The organism is Agrobacterium sp. 10T429 (genome assembly GCF_056393925.1).
The window spans coordinates 315,430-337,111 of sequence record NZ_JBFTGV010000005.1 but is presented as its reverse complement, the minus strand read 5'-3'; the positions used below and the strand labels follow the sequence as shown (position 1 = coordinate 337,111).

The 21,682-nt window shown below is 53.2% G+C and carries 13 protein-coding genes; 1 reads left to right on the top strand and 12 read right to left on the bottom strand.

Annotated features, from left to right (window positions below):
- Position 1 precedes the first annotated feature (1 nt).
- The 10 genes from AC1DCP_RS14540 to AC1DCP_RS14495 form a co-directional block, all read right to left on the bottom strand.
- Entirely contained in the window at positions 2 to 1,285 is a 1,284-nt protein-coding gene (locus tag AC1DCP_RS14540; RefSeq protein WP_174037934.1) for a KpsE/RkpR family capsule polysaccharide export protein, read from the bottom strand.
- Positions 1,282 to 1,947, bottom strand: a complete 666-nt coding sequence (locus AC1DCP_RS14535) for an ABC transporter ATP-binding protein (protein ID WP_112357556.1) — start codon at positions 1,945 to 1,947, stop codon at positions 1,282 to 1,284. Before AC1DCP_RS14535 ends, AC1DCP_RS14540 begins: the two co-directional genes overlap by 4 nt.
- Positions 1,944 to 2,714, bottom strand: coding sequence for an ABC transporter permease (locus AC1DCP_RS14530; protein ID WP_112357555.1), 771 nt, complete (start codon positions 2,712 to 2,714; stop codon positions 1,944 to 1,946). The genes AC1DCP_RS14535 and AC1DCP_RS14530 overlap by 4 nt, the downstream gene beginning before the upstream one ends.
- A gap of 125 nt (positions 2,715 to 2,839) precedes the next feature.
- Positions 2,840 to 4,168 (bottom strand): polysaccharide biosynthesis/export family protein, encoded by a 1,329-nt coding sequence (locus tag AC1DCP_RS14525; protein ID WP_419456808.1) that lies wholly within the window; start codon positions 4,166 to 4,168, stop codon positions 2,840 to 2,842.
- 61 nt (positions 4,169 to 4,229) lie between these two features.
- Complete coding sequence (locus AC1DCP_RS14520) at positions 4,230 to 5,516, bottom strand: capsule biosynthesis protein (RefSeq protein WP_174037932.1); 1,287 nt, start codon at positions 5,514 to 5,516, stop codon at positions 4,230 to 4,232.
- Positions 5,513 to 7,102, bottom strand: a complete 1,590-nt coding sequence (locus tag AC1DCP_RS14515) for an LTA synthase family protein (RefSeq protein WP_419463706.1) — start codon at positions 7,100 to 7,102, stop codon at positions 5,513 to 5,515. The genes AC1DCP_RS14520 and AC1DCP_RS14515 overlap by 4 nt, the downstream gene beginning before the upstream one ends.
- A gap of 68 nt (positions 7,103 to 7,170) precedes the next feature.
- Positions 7,171 to 7,962: an SDR family NAD(P)-dependent oxidoreductase gene (locus AC1DCP_RS14510; protein ID WP_476774376.1), complete on the bottom strand. Its 792-nt coding sequence runs from the start codon at positions 7,960 to 7,962 to the stop codon at positions 7,171 to 7,173.
- A 13-nt stretch (positions 7,963 to 7,975) separates the two neighbouring features.
- Positions 7,976 to 9,346: an aminotransferase class I/II-fold pyridoxal phosphate-dependent enzyme gene (locus tag AC1DCP_RS14505; RefSeq protein ID WP_174037980.1), complete on the bottom strand. Its 1,371-nt coding sequence runs from the start codon at positions 9,344 to 9,346 to the stop codon at positions 7,976 to 7,978.
- A 38-nt stretch (positions 9,347 to 9,384) separates the two neighbouring features.
- Positions 9,385 to 16,830, bottom strand: a complete 7,446-nt coding sequence (locus AC1DCP_RS14500; RefSeq protein ID WP_476774375.1) for a type I polyketide synthase — start codon at positions 16,828 to 16,830, stop codon at positions 9,385 to 9,387.
- A gap of 888 nt (positions 16,831 to 17,718) precedes the next feature.
- Positions 17,719 to 18,825: a citrate synthase/methylcitrate synthase gene (locus tag AC1DCP_RS14495; RefSeq protein WP_174037924.1), complete on the bottom strand. Its 1,107-nt coding sequence runs from the start codon at positions 18,823 to 18,825 to the stop codon at positions 17,719 to 17,721.
- Positions 18,826 to 18,856: 31 nt separating this feature from the next.
- Between AC1DCP_RS14495 and AC1DCP_RS14490 the strand changes: the two genes are divergently transcribed.
- Positions 18,857 to 20,095 (top strand): citrate/2-methylcitrate synthase, encoded by a 1,239-nt coding sequence (locus tag AC1DCP_RS14490; protein ID WP_476774390.1) that lies wholly within the window; start codon positions 18,857 to 18,859, stop codon positions 20,093 to 20,095.
- A 313-nt stretch (positions 20,096 to 20,408) separates the two neighbouring features.
- Here the strand turns inward: AC1DCP_RS14490 and AC1DCP_RS14485 are convergent, their stop codons facing one another.
- On the bottom strand, positions 20,409 to 21,110 hold the full coding sequence (locus AC1DCP_RS14485) for an SDR family oxidoreductase (RefSeq protein ID WP_174037922.1): 702 nt from the start codon (positions 21,108 to 21,110) through the stop codon (positions 20,409 to 20,411).
- Between the two features lie 19 nt (positions 21,111 to 21,129).
- Entirely contained in the window at positions 21,130 to 21,660 is a 531-nt protein-coding gene (locus AC1DCP_RS14480; RefSeq protein ID WP_065660347.1) for a lipocalin family protein, read from the bottom strand.
- Positions 21,661 to 21,682: the final 22 nt, after the last annotated feature.

The following is a 21,682-nucleotide window of genomic DNA, read 5'->3' as shown; positions in this document are numbered from 1 at the left end:
GTCAGTTGCGATCACGAATATTATAATAGGCCATGGTCATGACGCCCCACAGAAACAGTCCGCCCAGGAACACCAGCGCAACACTCATGAGGCGTGACGGGTACTGCGCCAATTGTGACAGCGTTGGCTCAATGAAAGTCGCGAGATATCGCTGCTGGTTGTTGGCATCCATTCGGGCTTTTTCCAGCCCGCCAAGCGCTGCGGTGTAGGCCTTCTCCGCGAACTCCCGTTCGGTTTCCAAAGATTCGTATTGCAATATCCGTGAGGCAACATCGCCTGACTGATTTTTCCCCGTACTGCCGCTGCCGAAACGTTGTTTCTCCTGCGCCAGCTGTTTTTCCAGACTTTCAATCTGCGTGGTGATTACACGTATACGTGGTGAATTCGGCGCCATGCGCGTCAATGCGGCCGTCAATTCCGCTTTCAGTTGCGTCAATTGCTGCTCAAGCGACCCTACAAGCTGCGCAGCGAGCTTTGCGGCCTCCACTGGATCCGCCACCTGCGACACATCCCGGAAGTTACGCAATGCAACTCGTGCGGTCGAGAGCCGGCCTTCCGCAAGCGAGACCTCATCCTGTGACGCTTTCAGAACACCATTTCGAGCGTTAAGTGACAAATCATTGATCAGTCGCTCGCTCTCAGCAATCACGGCTGACGCAATGGCTTTCGCAGTCTCGGGGTTGAAAGCCTTGACGGTGACATTGAGGATCGACGAGGTGTGATCGTAATCGACTTTCACCATATCTTTCCAATAGGCGAGCTTTTCCTCAATTGGAAGACCCGGCTCAAGCGCATAAAAAATATCCATCCCGCGGCGCGCAAAAGCCTTCTCGATATCGATCGTCTGGGAAACGGCTTCAACCATGCGCTCGCTGCGAATGTAATCGAGTAGCATATATGAATCAGCAACAGTGGTGCTGCCGCCCGCGCTCTGAGTGAACATGCCGAGGATATCGCTACTCGCTTTGCCGTCGATGCTGCGCACGGCAAAAGCTGCTGAACTATGATATTGATCGGCAGCGACGAATGCCATGTATAATCCGGCAACCGTTGTGGGAAGCGCCACAGCGAGCAGAAAGCCGGCCGCTATCAGGGTATGACGGAGCTTCACGCTTTTAAGCGTCTTACGTTTACTCGCAGGCGCTTTAGCCTGACGTGACGTGTTGTCCCGCTCTACTTTCAGATCAACTTTCAGCAGGTTGTCGATCACGGTGGTATTGGCCCGTTTTGCGGGAAGTTGAGCGCTCACCACCTTGTTGCCGGAACGCTGTTTATCGTCGCTCATTTTCCACTTCCTTTCATATTGCGGTCATGAACGCGGATCGCATCGTCGACATCATCGAAATATGTAAGTTTTCCATTCTCTAGAACGACACCGCTTTGACAATAATCACGGATGGTTCCTGTACTGTGAGAAACCATTATCACATCGGAGTCCTGCAAGCGATGCTTGAAAACTTCATGACATTTACGCTTGAAGTTGGCGTCTCCAACTGCCGTTATTTCATCGACCAGATAGTAGTCGAATTTGACGCCCATGCTGACACCAAAAGCAAGTCTGGCCTTCATCCCAGAAGAATATGTGCCGACCGGCGCTCTGAAAAAGGGGCCCAGTTCGGCAAACTCTTCGACATATTCGACCAACTCGTCCGTATCGACACCATAAATACGCGCCACGAAACGAACGTTCTGCTCACCCGACATGGTCGGCTGAAAGCTGCCCTGAAATCCAAGTGGCCAAGAAATGCGGCCACTACGGACAATTCTTCCCCGATCCAGTTGCAGGGATCCGGCGATGAGCTGCAGCAAAGTCGACTTGCCGGCACCATTGCGGCCAAGCAGACCAATGCTGCGACCGCGATTTATAACAAGCGACGCATTTTCTATGATCGGTTTCTTGAAACCCTTGACGCTCGCATATTTTGTTGCCTGTTCCAGTCTGATCATCTGCTCCTCAACACGGAAGCCGAGCGGGTGAACAAAAGAAGTCCCATAAACAGGATCGTTAGCGCGACGGAATAGAGGTAGGTCATATTCATCATTTCCGCCCGATATTCCGGATAAAACCCTTTTCGGAACAACATGACGACATGAACCAGCGGATTAAGCAAAACGATATCCCGGATCGGTGCGGGGAGCGCGTCAGGCAGAAAAAAAACGCCGGAGATCAGAAACATCGGTCTATTGATGATATTAAAAACCTGCTCGTAGAGCGGAAACCGCAACGCCGCAACATTGTTGAATATGCCAATTCCCAACCCAAGCACGGTCGCCGCGAACGCCGCCTCGATAATTGCGGGCCAATTGAGATAAACTGGTTGATCTTCCGTCAGAAGGATCACACCGAGGACGCCGAAGGACACAACTGAAGTCGTACCTGCCTGCAGAATGTAACGGGCGACGATGGTATCGATAGGCGCGACATTGGGATAGCTGAGCAAAGTCCGGTTTGCCTTGATCGCACCGTTCAAGAAACTTGCCATTGCAGCGTAGAATTGAAAAGCGAGGTAACCGGTCGCAAAGAAAAGCGGAAAACTTTTACCGAGAGCAGGTGTATGCGTTATCGCCATAAAAATCAGCGACATGAACGCTATGTGGCCCGCTGGATCGATGATCGCCCAGATATATCCGCCGGGTTTGCTGCCAAACCGCGTTGACATCTCGCGGATAAGAAGAGCGCCAACAACTCGGATATGAGCCTTCAGATAATACACTCCCGGCACCTCCGGATCTCACTCGAACCATAGAAAAGGCGCCCATACCGACAGGAGCTGTCCGCCTTTCGCATTCTCTGCACGATCTGCAATATTTATGACACTCAAACAAAACAGAAGAAAGGTTAATCAATAAGATTTCTAACCTGGTATGCCGTTCCCACCGGACGCCCGACGAGTTGTAAGAAGCGATCCAGATCGACAACAGGGTGTCGGGAAACGTAAATAACGTCGCGGCTCTTTATCGGGAACGTCTGCCCGACGATAAGACTGTCGGCACGCGTCATATCCAGGCGATAAACCAACGGATAGCGTCCGTCGCTGTTCGGGTTCATGCCCTTTTCGCGGAGCTGCCGGAAACGCTCGGCACCAAGCAGATCGGCAACAATTTCTGGTTCCTCATATCGGAACACAAAGTAGCCGGCAGCATTGGAGCGATCAGACGCCCCGCCTCCCGCCATTGCCACGGCCTCCAGTATATTGAGATCATTGGCACCGAATTCAATCCGGCTGTTCTTGCTGACTTCACCAAGAACGGTAAACGTCCGCGGATCCTTGGTCACAAATATCTGGTCGCCAGGCTGGACGTAAATATTTTCAGTCGGATTTTCGATGACCGTCTTGAGAAGCGCACTGCCTGTCGCGCGGCCGCGAACCAGGGTCACATAAGATTCATAAGGTTGAGCACTCGGACCGCCGGCCTTTGCTATCACCTCGGTAATAGTCTCACCCGTAAGGCTCATCGGAACCATAGAAGGGCGCCCCACGGCTCCAGAGACGGTGACATTTCTGGAACTGGTACCAACACTCGTAACAAGGACGTCTGGCTCGATCGCCTTATTGGTCAGGCCCGAGAGAATTTTCTGACGCGCCTCTTCGAGAGTTACGCCTGCGAACTTGACAGTACCAACATAGGGAATTGCTGCAGTTCCGTCTGGCTGCACAACCACATCCAAAACCGTCTGCTTGTTTTCAGAACTCGAAAACAGGCCGTTCGCACCGGCTTCAAAAATAGAGATCTTGAGCTGATCACCTACGCCGATCACAACGCGCTTGGCGGCACCACCAATACCAAAGCGCCTGTGGAGAGTTGTCGTGGAGAAATTCGCAACCATCTGCGCAGATCGGTGACTTACATCCACGACATCAAAGACCGTGGAGACGGAATCGCCCTTCACCATTGCCGGTTTGCCGGCCTGCGCCTTTATCTCTTCAGCGGTCGGCCCGGCGCTTGGCAACGTATCGCACCCACCAATACCGATTGTCGAAACGACCAGAAAGCAGTTGCGAAAAAGTTTCGAATTCACCAGAAAACGCAAACGAAATATCCCCAGAAATGCTTGTATTCCAAGACGAATGTCGCCCAATTTAGACACTCGAGCCGGTTGCATAAACCCATGACGTTTTAACCTCAACACGAGATTAATGAAGACCACAAAATATGGCAGGGCCATTCAACAACAACTCTTTGTTGCCATATGTGCTATTGTTACAACGCTGCGAATGGTTCAGCTTTCATCGCTTTTCGGGACGGCGACGTGGAACAAACCCGCAGTCTCCGCCAGGAACATTGATCTCGTCCCTTAGTAACCTTCCGGCAATAGCATCCGCTGCAGCAATGGCGCCTCTCCTTGAGTAGAAGTTTCCACGGACGTGGATAGCGGCAGCCAGAAGTTTAAAAAAATCCTCGATCAACGCCGCGTCCGGCTTTTCAGGCACCTGCCAGAAATCATCCAGCGCCCCCTGGTGTGTTGCGCCTGCAACATCATACACGGCACAGCCCAGCACCTTAACCGGAACGCCATGCCGCAAACCATGCAGCACAGCAGTCGAATTCACTGTCACCAAGCCACGGCTAGCCTCCGTCAATCTGAGAAGATCGCCGCCCTCGACGTAATGAACCCTGGCTTCGACATCGTTCTTTTTTGCTGTTTCGCTGATCACTTGTCGCCATTTCATCAAGCCATTATCCAGCGGATGAAGTTTGACAATCAGCTCCACATCATCCGGTGCATATCGCGAGAAGGACTTGATGATCTCCTCGATCGCTTCGATCTGTGCCGAATACGGCGAATGAGATCTCAATTGATAATCTGTCTCAAGCTGAAGCGGATAAACGAAAAAACCCCGTCCGGATCGAACAACCGCGTCCACGAGTTTCTCAGCTTTCCGGCGCTCCCGTGATGACGTTAAAATTCGCCTGACCCAACCCGCGTATTCGGCGATCGGGTGAAAAAGACCGTGGCGTCGATAAGCCGGATATAAAGCGGCGAAGACCACATTTGGAAGGTTGTATGATAGGTCGAACGCAGCCTCCATCAGAAAGCTTTGGCTGAATTTTCGCGAAAGGTCTGGCGCAGGAAGCCCTCGAGCCGCTTGCCTTATCTCAATGGGATCATTAGGGAACCGGGAATTCGATGACATGCCGTCTTTTTCGACCGTTACCCAGTCTGGCCGCAGATAGCCCATCTCGATAACGGTCACGGCCACATCAAGCGTTTTGGCAGCTTCAATTGCCGCACGATGATAGGGACGCTCTTCTCCGAGAAGTATCAGATCGGTGACCCCGAAGTCATGTAGAAAGGCATCGATGTATTTCGACCACGCCGACAACGTTCCACGGTAATTAACAGCACCTGACCGCCTCCAGAATAGCCAGTCGCCAGCGTTGAGATTGATGCGTAAACACCTGTGACCAGCGCACTCGAGACGATCTGCCAACCTGTGGAATAACGATGATGAGGGTCCCTGCAAAAACAGAAATACCCTCCTCCTCCTGTCGTTTTGAGGCAGGTTACTCATGCAAATCGCTCTTTATACAATTTCGCATGAAGCAGAACCGTTTCAATCAAGTTCCAGGGCGCCTCCTCCCTCACATTAAACTTTGAACCTGCATTCGTACCTGCTGTCCCCAAGGGAACGACGAAATAGTCGGTACGCGGATCCGGGAACGGGTCCGCATAGCTTTTGAGCAACGGAGCATGATCTCCGTAAAAAGCGAGCCAGACGGGCCGTTGCGATGCCTCAAGCGCTACAACCAGGGCTCCAAGAGCGTCGTCAGCGCGTTGCAGAAGTTCCCGATATATCTCGACGGGCTCAGTCAGCCCTTCACAGCGACCAGTCTCCCAGGGGCCGTGGTTCGCCATCGACGCAACGAAAACAAACGTCGGCTTGTCATCGTCGATATCCTCTATCATTTTCAATACCTTATCTGTCAAATCGTGATCTGACACATAAGGCTTGTTAATTGTCGGCTGATGGTCGAACTCATCCAGCATAGTCAGATGCTCGAAACCCAAAAGCGGCAACGCTTTATGCCGCATAAAAAAGGTTCGGTCGTAGGGATGAATGAACTGTGTGTGCCAACCGTTGCGCAACAATTTATTCGGCCAGGCCAACTCCGCGTAGTGTCCCGCGCGCAAATACGGGTAAGATGCGTCGACGTGAACCTCCTCAGGCTTCAATCCGCTGAGGACAGCAAACTCTGTTCGCAGCGTATAGCCACCTTCGAACACATTGGTCAGTCTGCCCGATTGCGCCGCCCGTTTTTTCAGCCCGTCGATCGTTGGCAACTCGAGTTGGTTGTCGCCAAGATGGCGCAGATCATAGAACGACTCCGACTGCCAAACGATAACAAGAGGAGCATCGTGATGCTCGCCATCAATCAATTCGTGGATCGCCCGATGTAGACCCTCAGAAATATCTTTTACCAATGCGTCACGGTTTTTGCCGAGCCAGACGAGAAAGTGCAGAACGACTGATGTGAAGGTGCCAAAACGAACAGTGTTTGGTCTTACTTTAAGAGTTATTAGCAACGCTTCCGATAGTCTTGCGGCAATACGGTTCACGCACTTGACGAACAGAAGGCTTATCAAGCCGATATAGCCAAAGCATCCAAACAGAACCCAAAATACCCTGTGTCTTGATGGAAGTACCGTCGGCTCAAAAATCATGTACAGCGCCGACACGCCAAAAACATATGCACCTGCGAGAATCCAGAAAATGATGTTGAATTTTGTCGCGTAGAAAATCGTTTTATATTTGAAGACGTCGAGAACCAATGCGATGTCAGAAAAGAGCAACGGCTCGCGAATGAACATGAATTTCACGCGAGAAATTGCGGTAAAAATAACGAAATAACTAGCCACCGCATGTGCCGCGTAGATCGGGCGCCATGAGATCACAAAAAAGAACGCAAATACCAGTGCAATGACCGGCAAGCGAGCACTGCTCTCAACAAGAAAACGAATACGACTCCTGACGGGGGAATATTTCCTGCGTGCGTCTGTAGGCAACGCAAATCGGTCTGTAGCGTATACAACTACAGCCGCAGTAATAAAACAGAGCGATGTCAGCAGAAATGGATGATCTTGAGGCGTCAATGAAATTCCTATGAGAGATATTGCTCTACAATGTCGGCGTCTTCAGTTGCATAAAGTGATGACCGATATCACGGTCAACATTTCCTGACATCAAGCGAGACGGATCGCTTCAACTGCCAGTACAGGGCGGGTTTTATAAAGCCGCCCAACAATGCTAAAGCCTTCAGCTTAAAACCAAAATGGACTTTGCTCCTGCCGCGGGCAACAGCGTCGAAGATCTGGCGAGCGACGGCTTCAACAGACCAGGGGGGGGTTTTTCCTATCAACGCCTCGGCGAGATGCGGCCTCTTCGGTAACTCGCTCCGGAACTGTGGCGTGCAGGTATCGGGCGGGAAACTTATACCGATATAGATGCCAGGGCCGACCTCGCTGCGAAGGCTCTCGGCAAACGCAGCCAAAGCAGCCTTGGAAGCGCAATAGGCAGAATATCCCGGAATACCGATAAGAGCGGCGGCAGAGGAAATCATCATGATGCTCCCCCTTCCACGATTTTTCATCCCGGCGTAAATCGCCCGGACAGCGTTGACCGTTCCTGAGAAATTTGTGTCCATTTGCATTTCAAAGTGCGACGGATCCAGCTCTTCAAAAAAAGCGGGTTCAACCACGCCAGCAGAAGTAACCAGCAGATCGCAAGTACCGAACAGGCGTTCGCACTGTTCGATTGCCTCGCTGAGTAAATCCATCCGCCTAACGTCGACCGACACGGCACTCACCCTGCCCCGTCCAATATGTCGCAAGGTTTCGCACGCCAAACGGAGCGCGTTTTCATCTCTTGAGACCAGCGATACGTCATAGCCACTCAAGACGCATAGCCGGGCGATCTCCAAACCGATACCACTTGAGCCACCCGTTATGATTGCGTGCATATTTTGTCCCGCCTCAACGATTTATGACAAGGCGCTGCAGCTCGTCCAAATTCAAGGATGCTGCTGAGATATTTTGGTCAATAAGCTCTTCCAGGAGAGTTGCTGTCGTTTCAACGGCTTGAAAAATCTGTTCTTCCGTGTGTGCACTCGTCAAAAAGAACCGGATTCTGGCCAAGCGTTCAGGAACGGCAGGGTGAATAATGGGCAGGGCATTAATACCCGCTTCAAAAAGCCGATTGCTCAACTCTACGGCGCGTAAAGAGTCCCCGACAATAACTGGAACGACAGAAAAACCAGCGCTCGTACCAACATTCAATCCTCTGGTTTTCGCAGCATCAAGGAACAGTTGGCCATTGCGAAAAATCCGCTGAACGCGCTGAGGTTCTCGTCGCAAGACAGCTAGACTGCCAAGCGCTGCGGCGGCCAAAGGAGGAGCCAATCCCACGCTATAAACGAAACCACCCGCGTGCCCTTTGAGAATTTCTGCCAGAGCCCGGTTCCCCGCAATGTACCCCCCACAACTCGATGTCGTTTTGGATAGTGTCCCCATCCAGATGTCGATTTCTGTCGGGTCTATACCGAAATGCTCGAAGGTTCCCCGTCCCTGCGCTCCCAGCACGCCGAGAGCATGCGCTTCATCGACCATCAGCCAAAAAGGATATTCGGAGCGAAGGCGTAGTATGGCCGGCAGATCAGCAATGTCGCCGTCCATGGAGTAGACCCCTTCGACGATCACGAGGACATTTCGATAGTCCTGAGCGGCACCGGAAAGAATGCGTTCGAGATCCCGCATATCATTATGCTTGAAAATCAAACGCTTCGCACCGGATAACAGTGCACCTGTAAGAGCACTATTATGAATAAACTCATCATGAATGATGAGGTCTTGCGGCGTCATAAGGCAACTTATAGCTGAGAGATTTGTAAGATATCCGCTTACAAAACAAACGGCAGCCTCGACGCCATAATTCTCCGCAATAGATTTTTCCAGTTCAACATGCAGCGGTCTTTCACCGGCGACCAATCTGCTTGCCGAAGATGAAACTCCATATCGTTGAACGGCGCTCTTCACCGCCTCATGAACTTCAGGATGAGTATTCGTACCGAGATAATCGTAGGAGGCGAAATTGATTAGCTTTCGCCCGTCAATCATAGTCTCGGCCCCGGCAGTGGCATCATGCGACCGGTGAAAGGGGTTTTTCACCCCCGCAAATTCGGCAACAGCCTTCTGTATCTGAAGGGACTTGTAGGCAGGATGATCCTCGAAACCTCGACGCGGTTTTTTCCGTGCAGACGCAATTTTCTCCGTTGTCCTGAGATCGCGTTTTCTTTCGCCCTGGCCGCGCTGTTCCCGCAGCTTCTCCAGCATCCCGGGCGAGAGCATCGGTTTTGCCCCGCCACTACCCGAACCGTTTTGCGCGCTCACTGAACGGCCTCCTGAAGCTTCTGAACACTATGCCTGTTCGCCAGGCCTTCCAGCAAATCATCATCGGCATCGTCGTTCGATCCCAGCGACTGGCGGCTAACCAACTTTTCGCGAAGCTTTCCAACGATTGCGCTGACGGTTGTGCTGTCAGAAATACTGCTCAGCGGAAGATCGATTCCGGTTTTTTGCTGAAAACTCGCTCCAAGTTCCATCGCCATCAAACTGTCGAGACCAATATCGCGAAGGACCTTGTCCGGAGTGATATTGTTCTCCGCCATTTTCAGGATTGAGGCCAACTCAGCCGCGATCAGCGAGTGCAGAATTGCATCTGCGTCCTCGATCGACTTACCGGCCACCACCGAATGGAGATCCATCTGTTCACCAACGGAAATCTGCTCGTGAACCTGACTATTCGAAACTGCCGAAAACAAAGGTTGCTTCACCGTTTTCAAAGTTGACGCCGTTGCCCAGTCGATGTCGGCAATCATCACTGTGGCGCCGTCGGCGTCAGCGGGCATAGCAATGAGAAACTCCTCGACAAAACGCATGGCATCACGCGCCTTGAGCGCCGTCTTGCCGATCCGCTTCGACAACAATTCGTTCACTTGCGTATTACGAGCCAAGAACCCGGTATCGGCGATCGCTCCAAACCCCACGGCTAAGGCAGGTTTGCCCCGCAGGCGGCGGGTTCGCGCAAGACCTTCCAGATATCCATTCGCGGCGACATAGTTGGACTGCCCAGGGTTCCCCACCATCGTGGTGGCGGACGAGAACAGCAGAAACAAATCGAGATCGTCTGCGTCTGTCAATTTGTCCAAAATAACAGCGCCTTCGACCTTGGTGTGAATCACAGGTTGGTTTCGTTCACGGCTTAGGTTTGAGATCAATGCATCGTCCAACACCATGGCCGCGTGTACGACGCCCTTCAGAGTGGCCACTTTACGCAAATCTGCCAACAATGAGCTGAGCTGCACTTCATTCGTGACATCGCAAGAATGTACAGAAGCCTTGACCCCCATCTCTTGCCAGCGCGCAATGGCTTCACGCGTTTCTTCATCCAAAGTGCCTCTGCGCGTCGCAAGAGCAAGATGTGAGGCACCTTTCTCCGCCAGCCAATTGGCCGCCTCAAGACCAAACCCGCCAATGCCACCGATGACCAGATAGATGCCAGGTGACACCCGAAAATCCGACCCGCGCGCTTGCACCACGGTTTCTTTTCCGCGTTCAGGCGGAGTGACAACGATTTTCCCTATGTGGCCCGCGCTTTGCATCAGCCGGAAAGCCGTAGAAACCTCATCATAGGAAAAGGCGCGATAGGGCAAAGGCTTAAGCGCTTTTTCCGCCAAAAGGGTTGAAATTTCTTCGAATATCTTTGCGGTGATGTGCGGCGCCGCCACCAACAACTGATCCGCGTCGATGCCAAAATAGGAAATGTTCTTACGGAACGGTCTCAAACCTATCTTACGATCGGCATAATAGTCCCGCTTTCCTAGCTCCAGGAAGCGTCCGAACGGTTTAACAAGTTCCAGACTGCGCTCCATGGCTTCCTGGAAGAGAGAGTTGATTACAACATCCACGCCCAGACCATTCGTAACGCGCAGGACATCGTTGAAGAACTCTAGGGAACGAGAATCGAAAACGAAGTCGGCGCCGAGGGTCGCCAACAAATTCCGCTTTTCCACGGTACCAGCCGTAGCGATGATCTTCGCGCCTCTCAGCTTCGCGATCTGCAAGGCGGCAAGTCCGACACCACCTGCAGCACCGTGGATGAGAACGGTCTCGCCGGCACGCAATCCAGCTAGTTGGACAAGCGCATAATAGGCCGTCAAAAACGTGACGGGGAGCGTCGCCGCTTTGATAAGATCAATGCTGTCCGGAATACGTGTCACCCCCTTTTCAGGGACCACGACATGCGTCGAAAACGCGTTCGGACCGATGCCCATCACCCTGTCTCCCGGGTATATATGATGTACATCGTCTCCGACCGACAGAACTGTCCCAGAAAACTCCATGCCAATGGTGGCGCCTGCGAACCCGTCCTCGAGTGCTTCTTCCGGAAGCATCCCCATGGCCCACATAACATCGCGGAAATTCAGCCCAGTCCCTGCGACTTCCACAACAACGTCGCCGGAACCTGCCACCGGCAATGTACTCTCCTGCCATTCGATAGTCTCAATGCGGCCAGCCGATCGCTGTACGATGGAGGCGGCTTGAAACGTCCGCACACGCTGTTTTGAACGTTTAAAGGGACCCGAAACTGCTCTTAACGACTGGCACGATCCGTTGAAGGCATCGTAGAGCAGCTCGGTCTCCCCCTGCTCATGCAATTTCAGGAGTTGGTTCCAGAGCTTTTCAGTCAGCACGCTGCCTGCGACATCAATCGTTACAACTTCGATCTCGTCATACTCGTTCTGCAGGACGCGCGCGAACGCCCAAATCGCATGATTGACGGCGCTTGCGTAGGTTCTATTCGCGGGCGACCCGCCGGGCGCAACGATAATCAGTCGCGGCGAATGTTTCTCAAACCCTGGGGAGTAATGCCGCAGAATTTCAGCCATGTCGCTTAGAAGACAAATGTACTCCTGAAGGCTCGACGAATGGTTCGCAGCATCAGAACCTTCGGGTAAAACCAATACAACATCAAGTTCAGCGGTCCCTACTTCAGCCAAGGCGTCTCGCAAAGCCTCAATGCTCAAATCCGAGCTGCACTCAAGTTCGACGCACTTATTTGCACTCAGATAAGTAAACGGCGTATCTTTCGGCTTGATCGTCAAAAGACTTTTGCGTGTTCGCAATTGCTGATGTTCATCAATGGTGCTCTCTCCGCGCGCAGTCAGGATTGTCAGCGATCCGTCATGAAAATCGGCCCGAGTAACGGCACCGTTGGCAAAACCAAGCTCACCAATCCGTTCCAGCATTTCCTCATTGGGCAGCATTTTTCCGACTGGCAATTCCGACAAAACGCTTTGCCTAAACCACCCTTCCCTCAGCCCAAAGACGAAATCCGCAATCGAAGCGTATTGATGCTCGACAAAACAAAGCTCGGCGCCCGATTTCGCGATTTTAATAAGTGCCGAATTTAACGCTTCACTGTCCTTCAGGCGCCCAAGAACGAACCCATTCGCACTGACGACCAAATCAATGCGTCGGCTCAAACAACCGGCACTACAATCCACGACATCGACACGCGGATTTTTTGCAAACCCTACCGCGAGAGTGCTTTTGAGATTTTCGTCATCTTCGAAAATCAGAAGCTTTGCATCGTAACGCTCGACAAGGTTGGCCAGACGCGCACTGACAGCGACCGAGGTTGCACCAATTTCGGCGATAACCAAGCCCGGCCGTTCGGAAGCCGCCTTCTCCAGGAAGGCCTCGACCAGACGGCATGCTTCGTCAATCCGTTTGCGCGCGATGGTCGTGCCGTTCTGGAAATGATCGACAGTCGCTTCCGGCGCTTCATAGTCCGTCAATTCGGCGCTTTCTCCATCTGTCACTAACAGATCGAGACTTCTCATGACAAAATGATAAACGTCGTTAACTAGGATTGCAGCCGGACTGTTTTCGGGAAATTCCGCAATCAACTCGCGTATGATGTCTGCAAAAGCCGGTAAATCCGGATACGAAGTGAGCTGCCAACGTTCTTCTTCAAACGTTGCCAACCCGTAATCCTCAAGAGTAAAGAAGCAGTTAGCCAGATATGCCCTGAAAGAAGGACGTCCATTCAGTATTGTCGTATCGATGCTGCCGAAAGATTCCTGGACTTTTTGCGCAATATCATACGATGCCCGATAAACTGCAGCGTCCAGCATAAGGGCTGAGACAGCAGTCTCGGTTGCCTCGTATTGGGGAACAAGGCTAGGCAAAAGCTCGTCGTGAGACGAATCGTGCGCGCTAGCTAAACGCTCGTAGTGAAAAGACACGGTTTCCAGGTTGTGATGGACTTTGAGGAAAGTGCGTCTGAACCGACAATCATCCAGGCTTGCAACCAGTTCACCTTGTGCGTCGAGTAGTTCCACGCGAATTTTCAACGAAAATGGCGACGCCCGTAATATCTCAATCTGCGCCGAACGTATGTCGGTCACGCCCGCTCGCGATCGAATTGCACCAAATCTCACCGGAATATAAGGCGCGCCCGACAAATCGCCTGTCAGATCCGCGAATAAGGCGACTAGACCGTGAAATGCCGCATCAATGGAAATTGGATTCAGATTGTACGACAGATATGGGTGGGCTGGGCTGCGCGCCTCGAAAAGTCGTACGTGAAGCTTGCGATCAGGCAATACGCGAACATTTTCCAGAAGCCTGAAGTCAACGCCGTAATCGAGGCCAAATTGTCTTGCGGTTCTGTAGGCAACGCTCCCGTCAATTGTGCGGGCATCCGATATGTTGCCAGCGGCTTGAGGAGTGTGACGAGCAAACTCCGCGACCGGCTTGCGGATCCTGCCTACCGCGTTAATGCTCCAATCGTCCTCGCTTAGATACTCACGAGATCGAATTTCAAGTTGACCTGTCTCAGGCGAAATCACGGTGGAAAGTTCAGCCAGCCTGTTTTCGTGCAGTTCCAGCGGCCGAATAATCTCCAGATTTCTGACTTCGACATCTGGCGTCATGAAAAAATTCTGTGCGGCCTGCACAGCGATTTCTATAAACGCGCTACCGGGCAGAATAGATTTTCCATCGACGACGTGCTGCGCAAGATCTGGGAACAGGTTCGCATCGATATGGTTTTTCCACGAGGCCGCATTGGGGTCTGTACGCCACCCCAACAATGTATAAGCCTTTTCAGCGTCACCACGACCAAGCAAATTCACTTTATCGGACGTGGGCAATACTTGTAGAGATTGCAACTCGAACGGTAGGGGTGGTAGCGCGACGTCGGCGCGACGAGAGCAAACATCGTCCGTCCAAACCAAAGCACCACAAGATACGGCCTGCGCCACGATATAAGGCAAAGGGTTGCTGCTCAGCGCCGGTCGCGTCAGCGTCGGAACAATGGAAACAGATGTGCCCGCTTGACGCGCATTCTCCGACAGATACGAAGAAAGGATCGGACGAGGGCCAATTTCGATAAAGAGATTGCATCCCTGGCCGAGCGCCTCTGCCGTTGCGTCTGCAAAACGAACGACGTCGCGAACATTCCTCCACCAGTAAACGGCATCAAGTTGATCGCCACTCTCGACAGTCCCGGTAACACTGGAGATAAACTTTATCTCCCCCGACGACCGTGGCTGATAAGCAGGGAGATCAGACAGGAAGGCGTCCCGCTCACGATCAATAACCGGATGATGGAACGGATAGTCGATATCGAGGATGTGGACGGGGATATGCTCCTTGCGGCCAATTTCCTTGAAAGCCTTTATCTCACTGACAGGACCAGAAATCGTAACAGATGAACGCGTGTTGATCGCGCCGACCTCAATTCCGGAAAGACCGTTTCCGCGCGCAATCTCTTGTGCCCTGTCTGCAGACAGAGCAACAGCGGCCATTTTCCCCTCGCCGAAAAGCGCATGCTGATGACGCGAACGGACGGCCACCACTGCGACCGCGTGTTCCAGAGGCAGTGCTCCTGCACAATAAGCAGCTGCAATTTCACCAACCGAATGTCCAAACACCATAGAAGGCTTGATGTTTCGGCTAATCAGCCGATCTGACAGGGTTGCCTGAATTGCGAACAAAAGTGCCTGGGCGATCCTTGTGTCAGGGAGTGAACCAGCAAGATCTTGCGACAGAAACAATGACACCAGATCAACATCGAGCCAGGGTTTAAAGGCGGCACAAATTTCGTTAAAGCGATCGAAGAAACCCGTGTCGTATTGGTAGACGTCCTGCGCCATACCAATCCATTGCGAACCATTTCCGGAAAACGCGAATGCAATCCGGGTTTCTCCAGCGGGCGCTTCTCCAACGCGACCAAAGCCCGTCGATGATCCGGCAAGAAACTCTTCAGCGCCCTTGCGAACCACCTCGGGTTCTTCGCTATCAACTACAAAGCGATGTCTATGGCGTGTTCTGTTTACCGCCGATACGGCGACAAGTTCACGAAGATCCGGCCGGCCGCTTTTCAACTCCTGCACATAATTTTGCACCAGACCTTCGAGGGCAGAACGCGTTTGAGCGCTCACCATAAAAGGACCAGAGGGCAAGGCGCTCTTATCAGCAGCCTCAGCTTCACCAGGATCAGCAAGCACGATATGTGCATTCGTACCACCGAATCCGAAAGAATTTATGCCGGCAAGACGCGGCTTTTGTCCGCGCGGCAACGAGGAGCCGGATCGATTGATCTCGACATTTAACCCTTGAAAATCAATTTCGGAATTTAATTCGGCGGAATGAAGCGAGGCGGGAAGAAAATTATATTCAAGCGCAAGAATTGCTTTTATCAGGCCAAACATCCCTGAAGCTGGTTCTGAATGACCAACATTCGACTTAACAGACCCGACTAGCAGCTTCTGCTTTCTTTTTAGCCCCAGTTCCGTTCCAATAGCCCACAGCTCCGCAGGGTCTCCAACCTTCGTTCCGGTACCGTGTCCTTCGATGAAGGCGAGGTCATTCGGATCGAGGCCGTGACGCTCATAAACGTCACGCAGAAGAGACGCCTGCATCTCACGCGATGGCAACGAGATGCCGTTGGTACGCCCGGCTGAATTGAGTCCCGTCGCAAGGATCGTCGCATAGCTCCGGTCCCGGTTGGATCTCGTTCTTTCAGTTGTTCGAAGAACAACTACTCCACCCCCTTCAGATCGGACATAGCCCTGACCACCCTCACCATACGCTCGACACAGCCCTTCAGGCGACAGCATACGAGCTTGAGAAAAGCCGACAAAAGAAAAGGGATGAGCGAGAACATTCACGCCACCAACAATCGCGGTATCTATCTCGCCGCTGCGAAGTGCGCGGACAGCCTGATCCAACGCAACAAGAGAGGATGAGCATGCCGTATCGATGGTCAAACTAGGTCCGTTCAACCCAAATACGTGGGAGATACGATTAGCAATAATCGACAGGGTGTTACCGGTCATGAAATACGGACTACCGGAGGCGGGATCCTCGATAAACGTATTTCCGGAATCCAAACTTGATGCGCCAATATAAACGCCGACACGTTCCCCTTGCAGCATAGGAATGGTTAGGGAGGCATCTTCCAGCGCGCGCCAGACGAGTTGTAGAATCACGCGCTGCTGTGGATCCATATATGTGGCTTCACGGGCAGTCAGATTAAAAACCGCAGGATCGAAGTCATAGACGTCCTCGATCACGCCAGCGGCAAAAGTATATGCCTTTCCTTGTGTACCCGCAACGGGATGCCAAAAACGGGCGTGGCTCCACCTGTCTTCGGGAACACTCGTTACAACGCAGCGCTCGTCCTTCAACAACTGGAATAACTCGTCTGCGTTCCGAGCCGATGGGGTACGGACGGATCGTCCTATGATTTCAACCGACATGCCTTACTTTTTCTCACAATCCTAGATAGCTTGAATGCAACAAAGCTCCCCTTGGATCAACCCAATATTAGTAAATTCACTGATTATAAGGTATGCAATGCACATGGCGTTGGCGACACCGCGCACCGCATGCGACGCGCCCTTGGGGCGCATCTCTTCAAATCAGCGTCGTGCACAATCGACAGAGCGAAGCTCTACTTTACGAAACCCAGACGCTCTGAAGCGTGACGACTCCAAACTTTACTCCACCCAAAGACGGTTGAATGAACTGGAACTATCGGCAAGAAAACTAGCATTTGGTAGGTCACATTGTCGAAGCTCCGCTCAGGGCAGCAGCAACCGCCACGATTTTTCGGATCGTTTATCCTGGCGTACATCGTCGATCATTTGCCTCGAATTCACTGCTGGACATTTTCATGGCCGCGAAAAACGAGGCTATGAAGTTTCAGTCCACATGAATCCACCTCGTATCGAGGGATATTATTTCTGGCAGTGGTCGTGGGACGGGACAACGGATTTTTGGCCCACTGCGATCATCTGCTTTGCGCTTATTTTCATGGCTGTAAGGCGCTCCGCTGGACGTGGATGATTGGCGCGTTTGGGCGATATCTCCTAATATGAAGGGTCCTTTTCAGGCTTCGGAAAAGCATCTCCGCCATATCCCGATCACATCGGTATGGTCTTCAAGAGCTTCAATATCTTTCCGCGGATCACTGTCATCCGCAACGTCGTCGAGGCGTCGGGCGCGTGTTGCGCTTCAGATGTAACTACGCCTCGTTCAGGTTGAGAATAGGAGTATTCAGCCGCACGTGGCTGAATGCCAATTACCTTTTCTCGATCGGCGATGTGTCAGTTCGCGGTAACTTGCATCACACCGGCGCTATGATCTCATCTCGGTTGAGGGCCTATGTAGCGGGATTGTGGCCGTATGAGCCGACCTGTGCGCTCCTGTTCCAGCACGTGGGCTGTCCAGCCCGCCATTCTTCCTGCTGCAAACACATTCGTAAAACTCTCGCGGGGGAAACCAACGGCCTCCAGTACAAGCGCCGTATAGAATTCTACATTTGTCTGCAGTGGGCGCAGGGGCTTCTTTTCCTTTAGAAGCGCCAGCGCCTCCTCCTCCACCTTACCCGCAAATGAAATACGATCGGAGCCGTCCGCGAGAGCCGACACAGCCCCTTTCAACACGTCTGCACGCGGATCTCGCACGCGGTAGATCCGGTGGCCGAAGCCCATCAAGCGCTCTCCCCGGGCCAATGCAGCCTGCAGCCAATGCCTTATGTTTGACTCTGATCCAATCGCGTCAAACATATCGAGCACTGGACCCGGGGCTCCGCCGTGGAGAGGCCCCTTCAAGGCGCAAAGCGCCCCAACCACAGATGAAAAAAGCCCCGCTCCCGTCGAGGCAATAACCCGCGCGCTGAAGGTGGAAGCATTCAATCCATGATCGGCAACCGTGGTCAGGTATGTATCAAGCGCCCGCACCTTAGCAGGCGATGCTTGAGCGCCGGATATCATGCGCAGAAAGTCTGCTGAATGGGAAAGCATGGCATCGGGCGCAATTACGACATGGCCCTGCCTGCCGCGGACGATGGCTGCGGCAAAGACCGGAACGGCCGCAACAGCCATCACGTGATGCGGAGTGCTTTCCTCGTCCGGCAAAGAAGACAACAGAAGGCGCAACGCCTCGACAGAGGAAAGATTGCGCAGGACGGGAAGCAAGGGCTGCATGAGGTCGAACGCGCGCTGCCGTGCCACTCCCAGTTTAACTCGAATGCTCTGCATAGTCATCACCTCCGGGGTCTGCCCGCCCCAGAGGAGTTCCAGCATCTGCTCGAAAGACCAGTCAGCCAGTTCCGCCAAGTGATGCCCGCGAATGATCAGTTCACCCGCCTGTCCATCCACGTGACTGAGGATTGTTTCGGCGGCGACGACGTCATCAAGTCCGGGAGCCGGGATCCGGTCAACGAAAGCGGGTATTGCAGACACTGTCATTCTCCTCAGTTCAACGCGAATGGCCTTGAAGATGCTGCAGCGCTTATATATCGTCAATCTTGATTTATATAATCAATATGAGAAGGTCATGCAGCATTCTGAAAGATTCATGACAGCCGCTCACGCCGCTTCCGAATTGGGGGTAAGCCGGGCAACTCTTTATGCGTATGTGAGCCGTGGACTGATCCGCACCAGCGGCTCGCCGGATGACCCCCGCCGCAAACTCTACAGCGCACATGACATTGAAGTGTTGAAAAAAAGAAAGGCCGTTGGCCGGCGGCCGAAACAGGTGGCGGCGACCGCGCTGGACTGGGGACTGCCAGTGCTGGAATCCTCAATTACCGAGATCGCCGAAGGCCAGTTGCGCTATCGTGGCCGAGACGCCCTAACACTTTCACAGGATGCATGTCTCGAGGATATTGCCCGACTACTCTGGGATTGCGGCAACAATGATCCTTTCGCTGACATAAAGGCCGCTCCAGCGCCATGGCCACACGCTGTCCTCGACCACGCCCGGGAGCTACCGCTGACGGAGCGCTGTCAGACGCTCCTTCCTTTGGTTGAAGCTGGCCGCCTCACCGCCTGGCAGCGCGACAATCGTCGTCTATGGCCTGGCGCCGCTAACATGTTGCGAGCCACAGCTGCCGCCTGCGCCTCACGTCAGCCGGACAGGCAGCCAGTTCACCTGTTTCTTGCCGATGCCTGGCAGGCGGACAGCCTCGGCGCGGATCTTATCCGTCGCGCCCTCGTTCTGCAGGCCGACCATGAACTCAATGCCTCGACATTTGCCGTACGCGTCGTTGCGTCCACAGGCGCGTCCCTCGGTGCTTGTCTGAACGCCGGACTATCCGCCCTGAGTGGGCCCTTGCACGGTGGAATGACCAGCCTTGTCGAATTGCTTTTCGATGAACTGGAGCAGTATGGGGATGCTGAGCGCGTGATCGATCAACGTCTCCGGCGAGGTGAAACAATTCCTGGCTTTCACCATCCGCTTTATCCGGAAGGGGATCCAAGAGCGAGCGGTTTGCTTCCACATCTGCCGCCTAGAGCACTGCGGGACGAACTGTTGCAAGTCATGAACGAGACCGCCGGACAATTACCGACCTGTGATGTCGCTCTTGTCAGCCTGCGCCGTAGCTTAAATCTTCCCCGCGGTTCAGCTCTGGCCCTTTTCGCGATTGCTCGAACTGTGGGCTGGGTCGCGCATGCCCTGGAGCAAAAGCTCGATGGCAAGCTAATAAGACCTCGAGCCCGGTACTTGGGGCATTAGGCAGGCCAGCTTGATATGTTGCCTAAGTTCAGTTGAGAATCAGGGCCGTAGCAGCTGCAGGGGCAAGGTCGATTCGGGATTGCGAGCGTCGCGATTCTTTTCAACAAAACCTTATTTGGTTGTTCCAACAAGGGCGCCTTTGCATCGTAAATTAATCTTGTTCAATGGCCCCGACGCTAATTGCGCGCCTCCTCAGCCGGACACTCCGCTGTGGAAGTGAGCAAATCACGAGACAACCCGGAAAGAGTTTCAGCGGTATGATGGCCCATCATTCGCTCACTTCAAATTCGCCGGCGTCAACGAATGCCGGCACTCACCATTCGATCCTTGAGCCGTCATAGGCAAAAAACTGCCCTGTTTGTGCCGGTGTGAGACCGTCGATTGTTTCCATCAGGCACGCGGCAGACTGCTGCGGGGTGAACAAGTCTTTGCCCTTCGAAAATGGCTGAGACAGCTCTGTTTCGACTGTTCCGGGATGAAGCGCCACGATGATGGCCTGTGGGTTTGTGCGGGCGATTTCGATCGCTGCGGTTCGGATGATCTGATTTTGAGCGGCCTTTGATGCTCTGTAGGAGATCCATCCGCCCAATCTGTTGTCGCCAATCGAGCCAACGCGCGCGGACAGGGAGGCAAAAATGGTTCGCCTGTCTCTGCGCAGAAGCGGGGTGAAATACTTGAGCAGCAAAGCAGGGCCTATGGCATTGACCGCAAACTGCCTCGCCATGTGAACTTCGTCGATCGCCCTTATCGACTTTTCGGGACCGGCACCATCGACCGTCAAGGCACCGGTTGCATTGAAGATCAGGTCGAAGGAGCCGCGCTGAGCCTCCAGACGGGCGGCAACTTCGCGCACTGTGGTTTCGTTCGTTGTGTCGAGACCATCGACGCTTCGCGAGAGCGGCAAGGCGAACGCGCAGTGAGGGTCGGCCTCGAAGTACGACAACAGGGCTCCACCAATCCCGCCGGATGCGCCCAAGACGATCGCCCTGTAGCCATTTTCAAGCGACTGCATCATCCATGCGCTCCATCAGCTGTTATTTCTGGACCGGAAACTCGAGCTTGCTGACGTCGTAGCCAAGCTCACGTGCTTTCATGATCATTTTATTGAGCTTGGTTTTGGACGGGATGTTGCGGGCGTAGATCCACACATCGCCGGTCGACGGGTTGGCGCTGATGAACCAGGACTTATCAGGCGATTTGTAGAAAACCCAATAATTGAATGTGATGAAAAGAGGGTAGCGAACGCGCATCTTCGCATTGGTTGATCCAAAATCCTCGATCTTACCGACGCCGTTCACCGTCTTGAGGCGACCATTCGGATTTCCCGCTCGACAGCCATCTTCTATCAGCACTTCATCCGCCGATGCTCCCTGCCGATAGGTGGAATATCCTGCAACACATCCGTCTGTCAGCAACATGGGTGTACGGCCGATTTCAAGCCAGGTACCGCGGTAATGATCGAGACCCACGGCAACCGGTTTGGGGGCTGCGGAAACCGCAAAACCGGCAAACAGAAACAGCGAAAATGTCAGGGCACCAATCACGCGGTTACAATGTCTAAGCATAAACTCCTCCTGTCGATGGCAC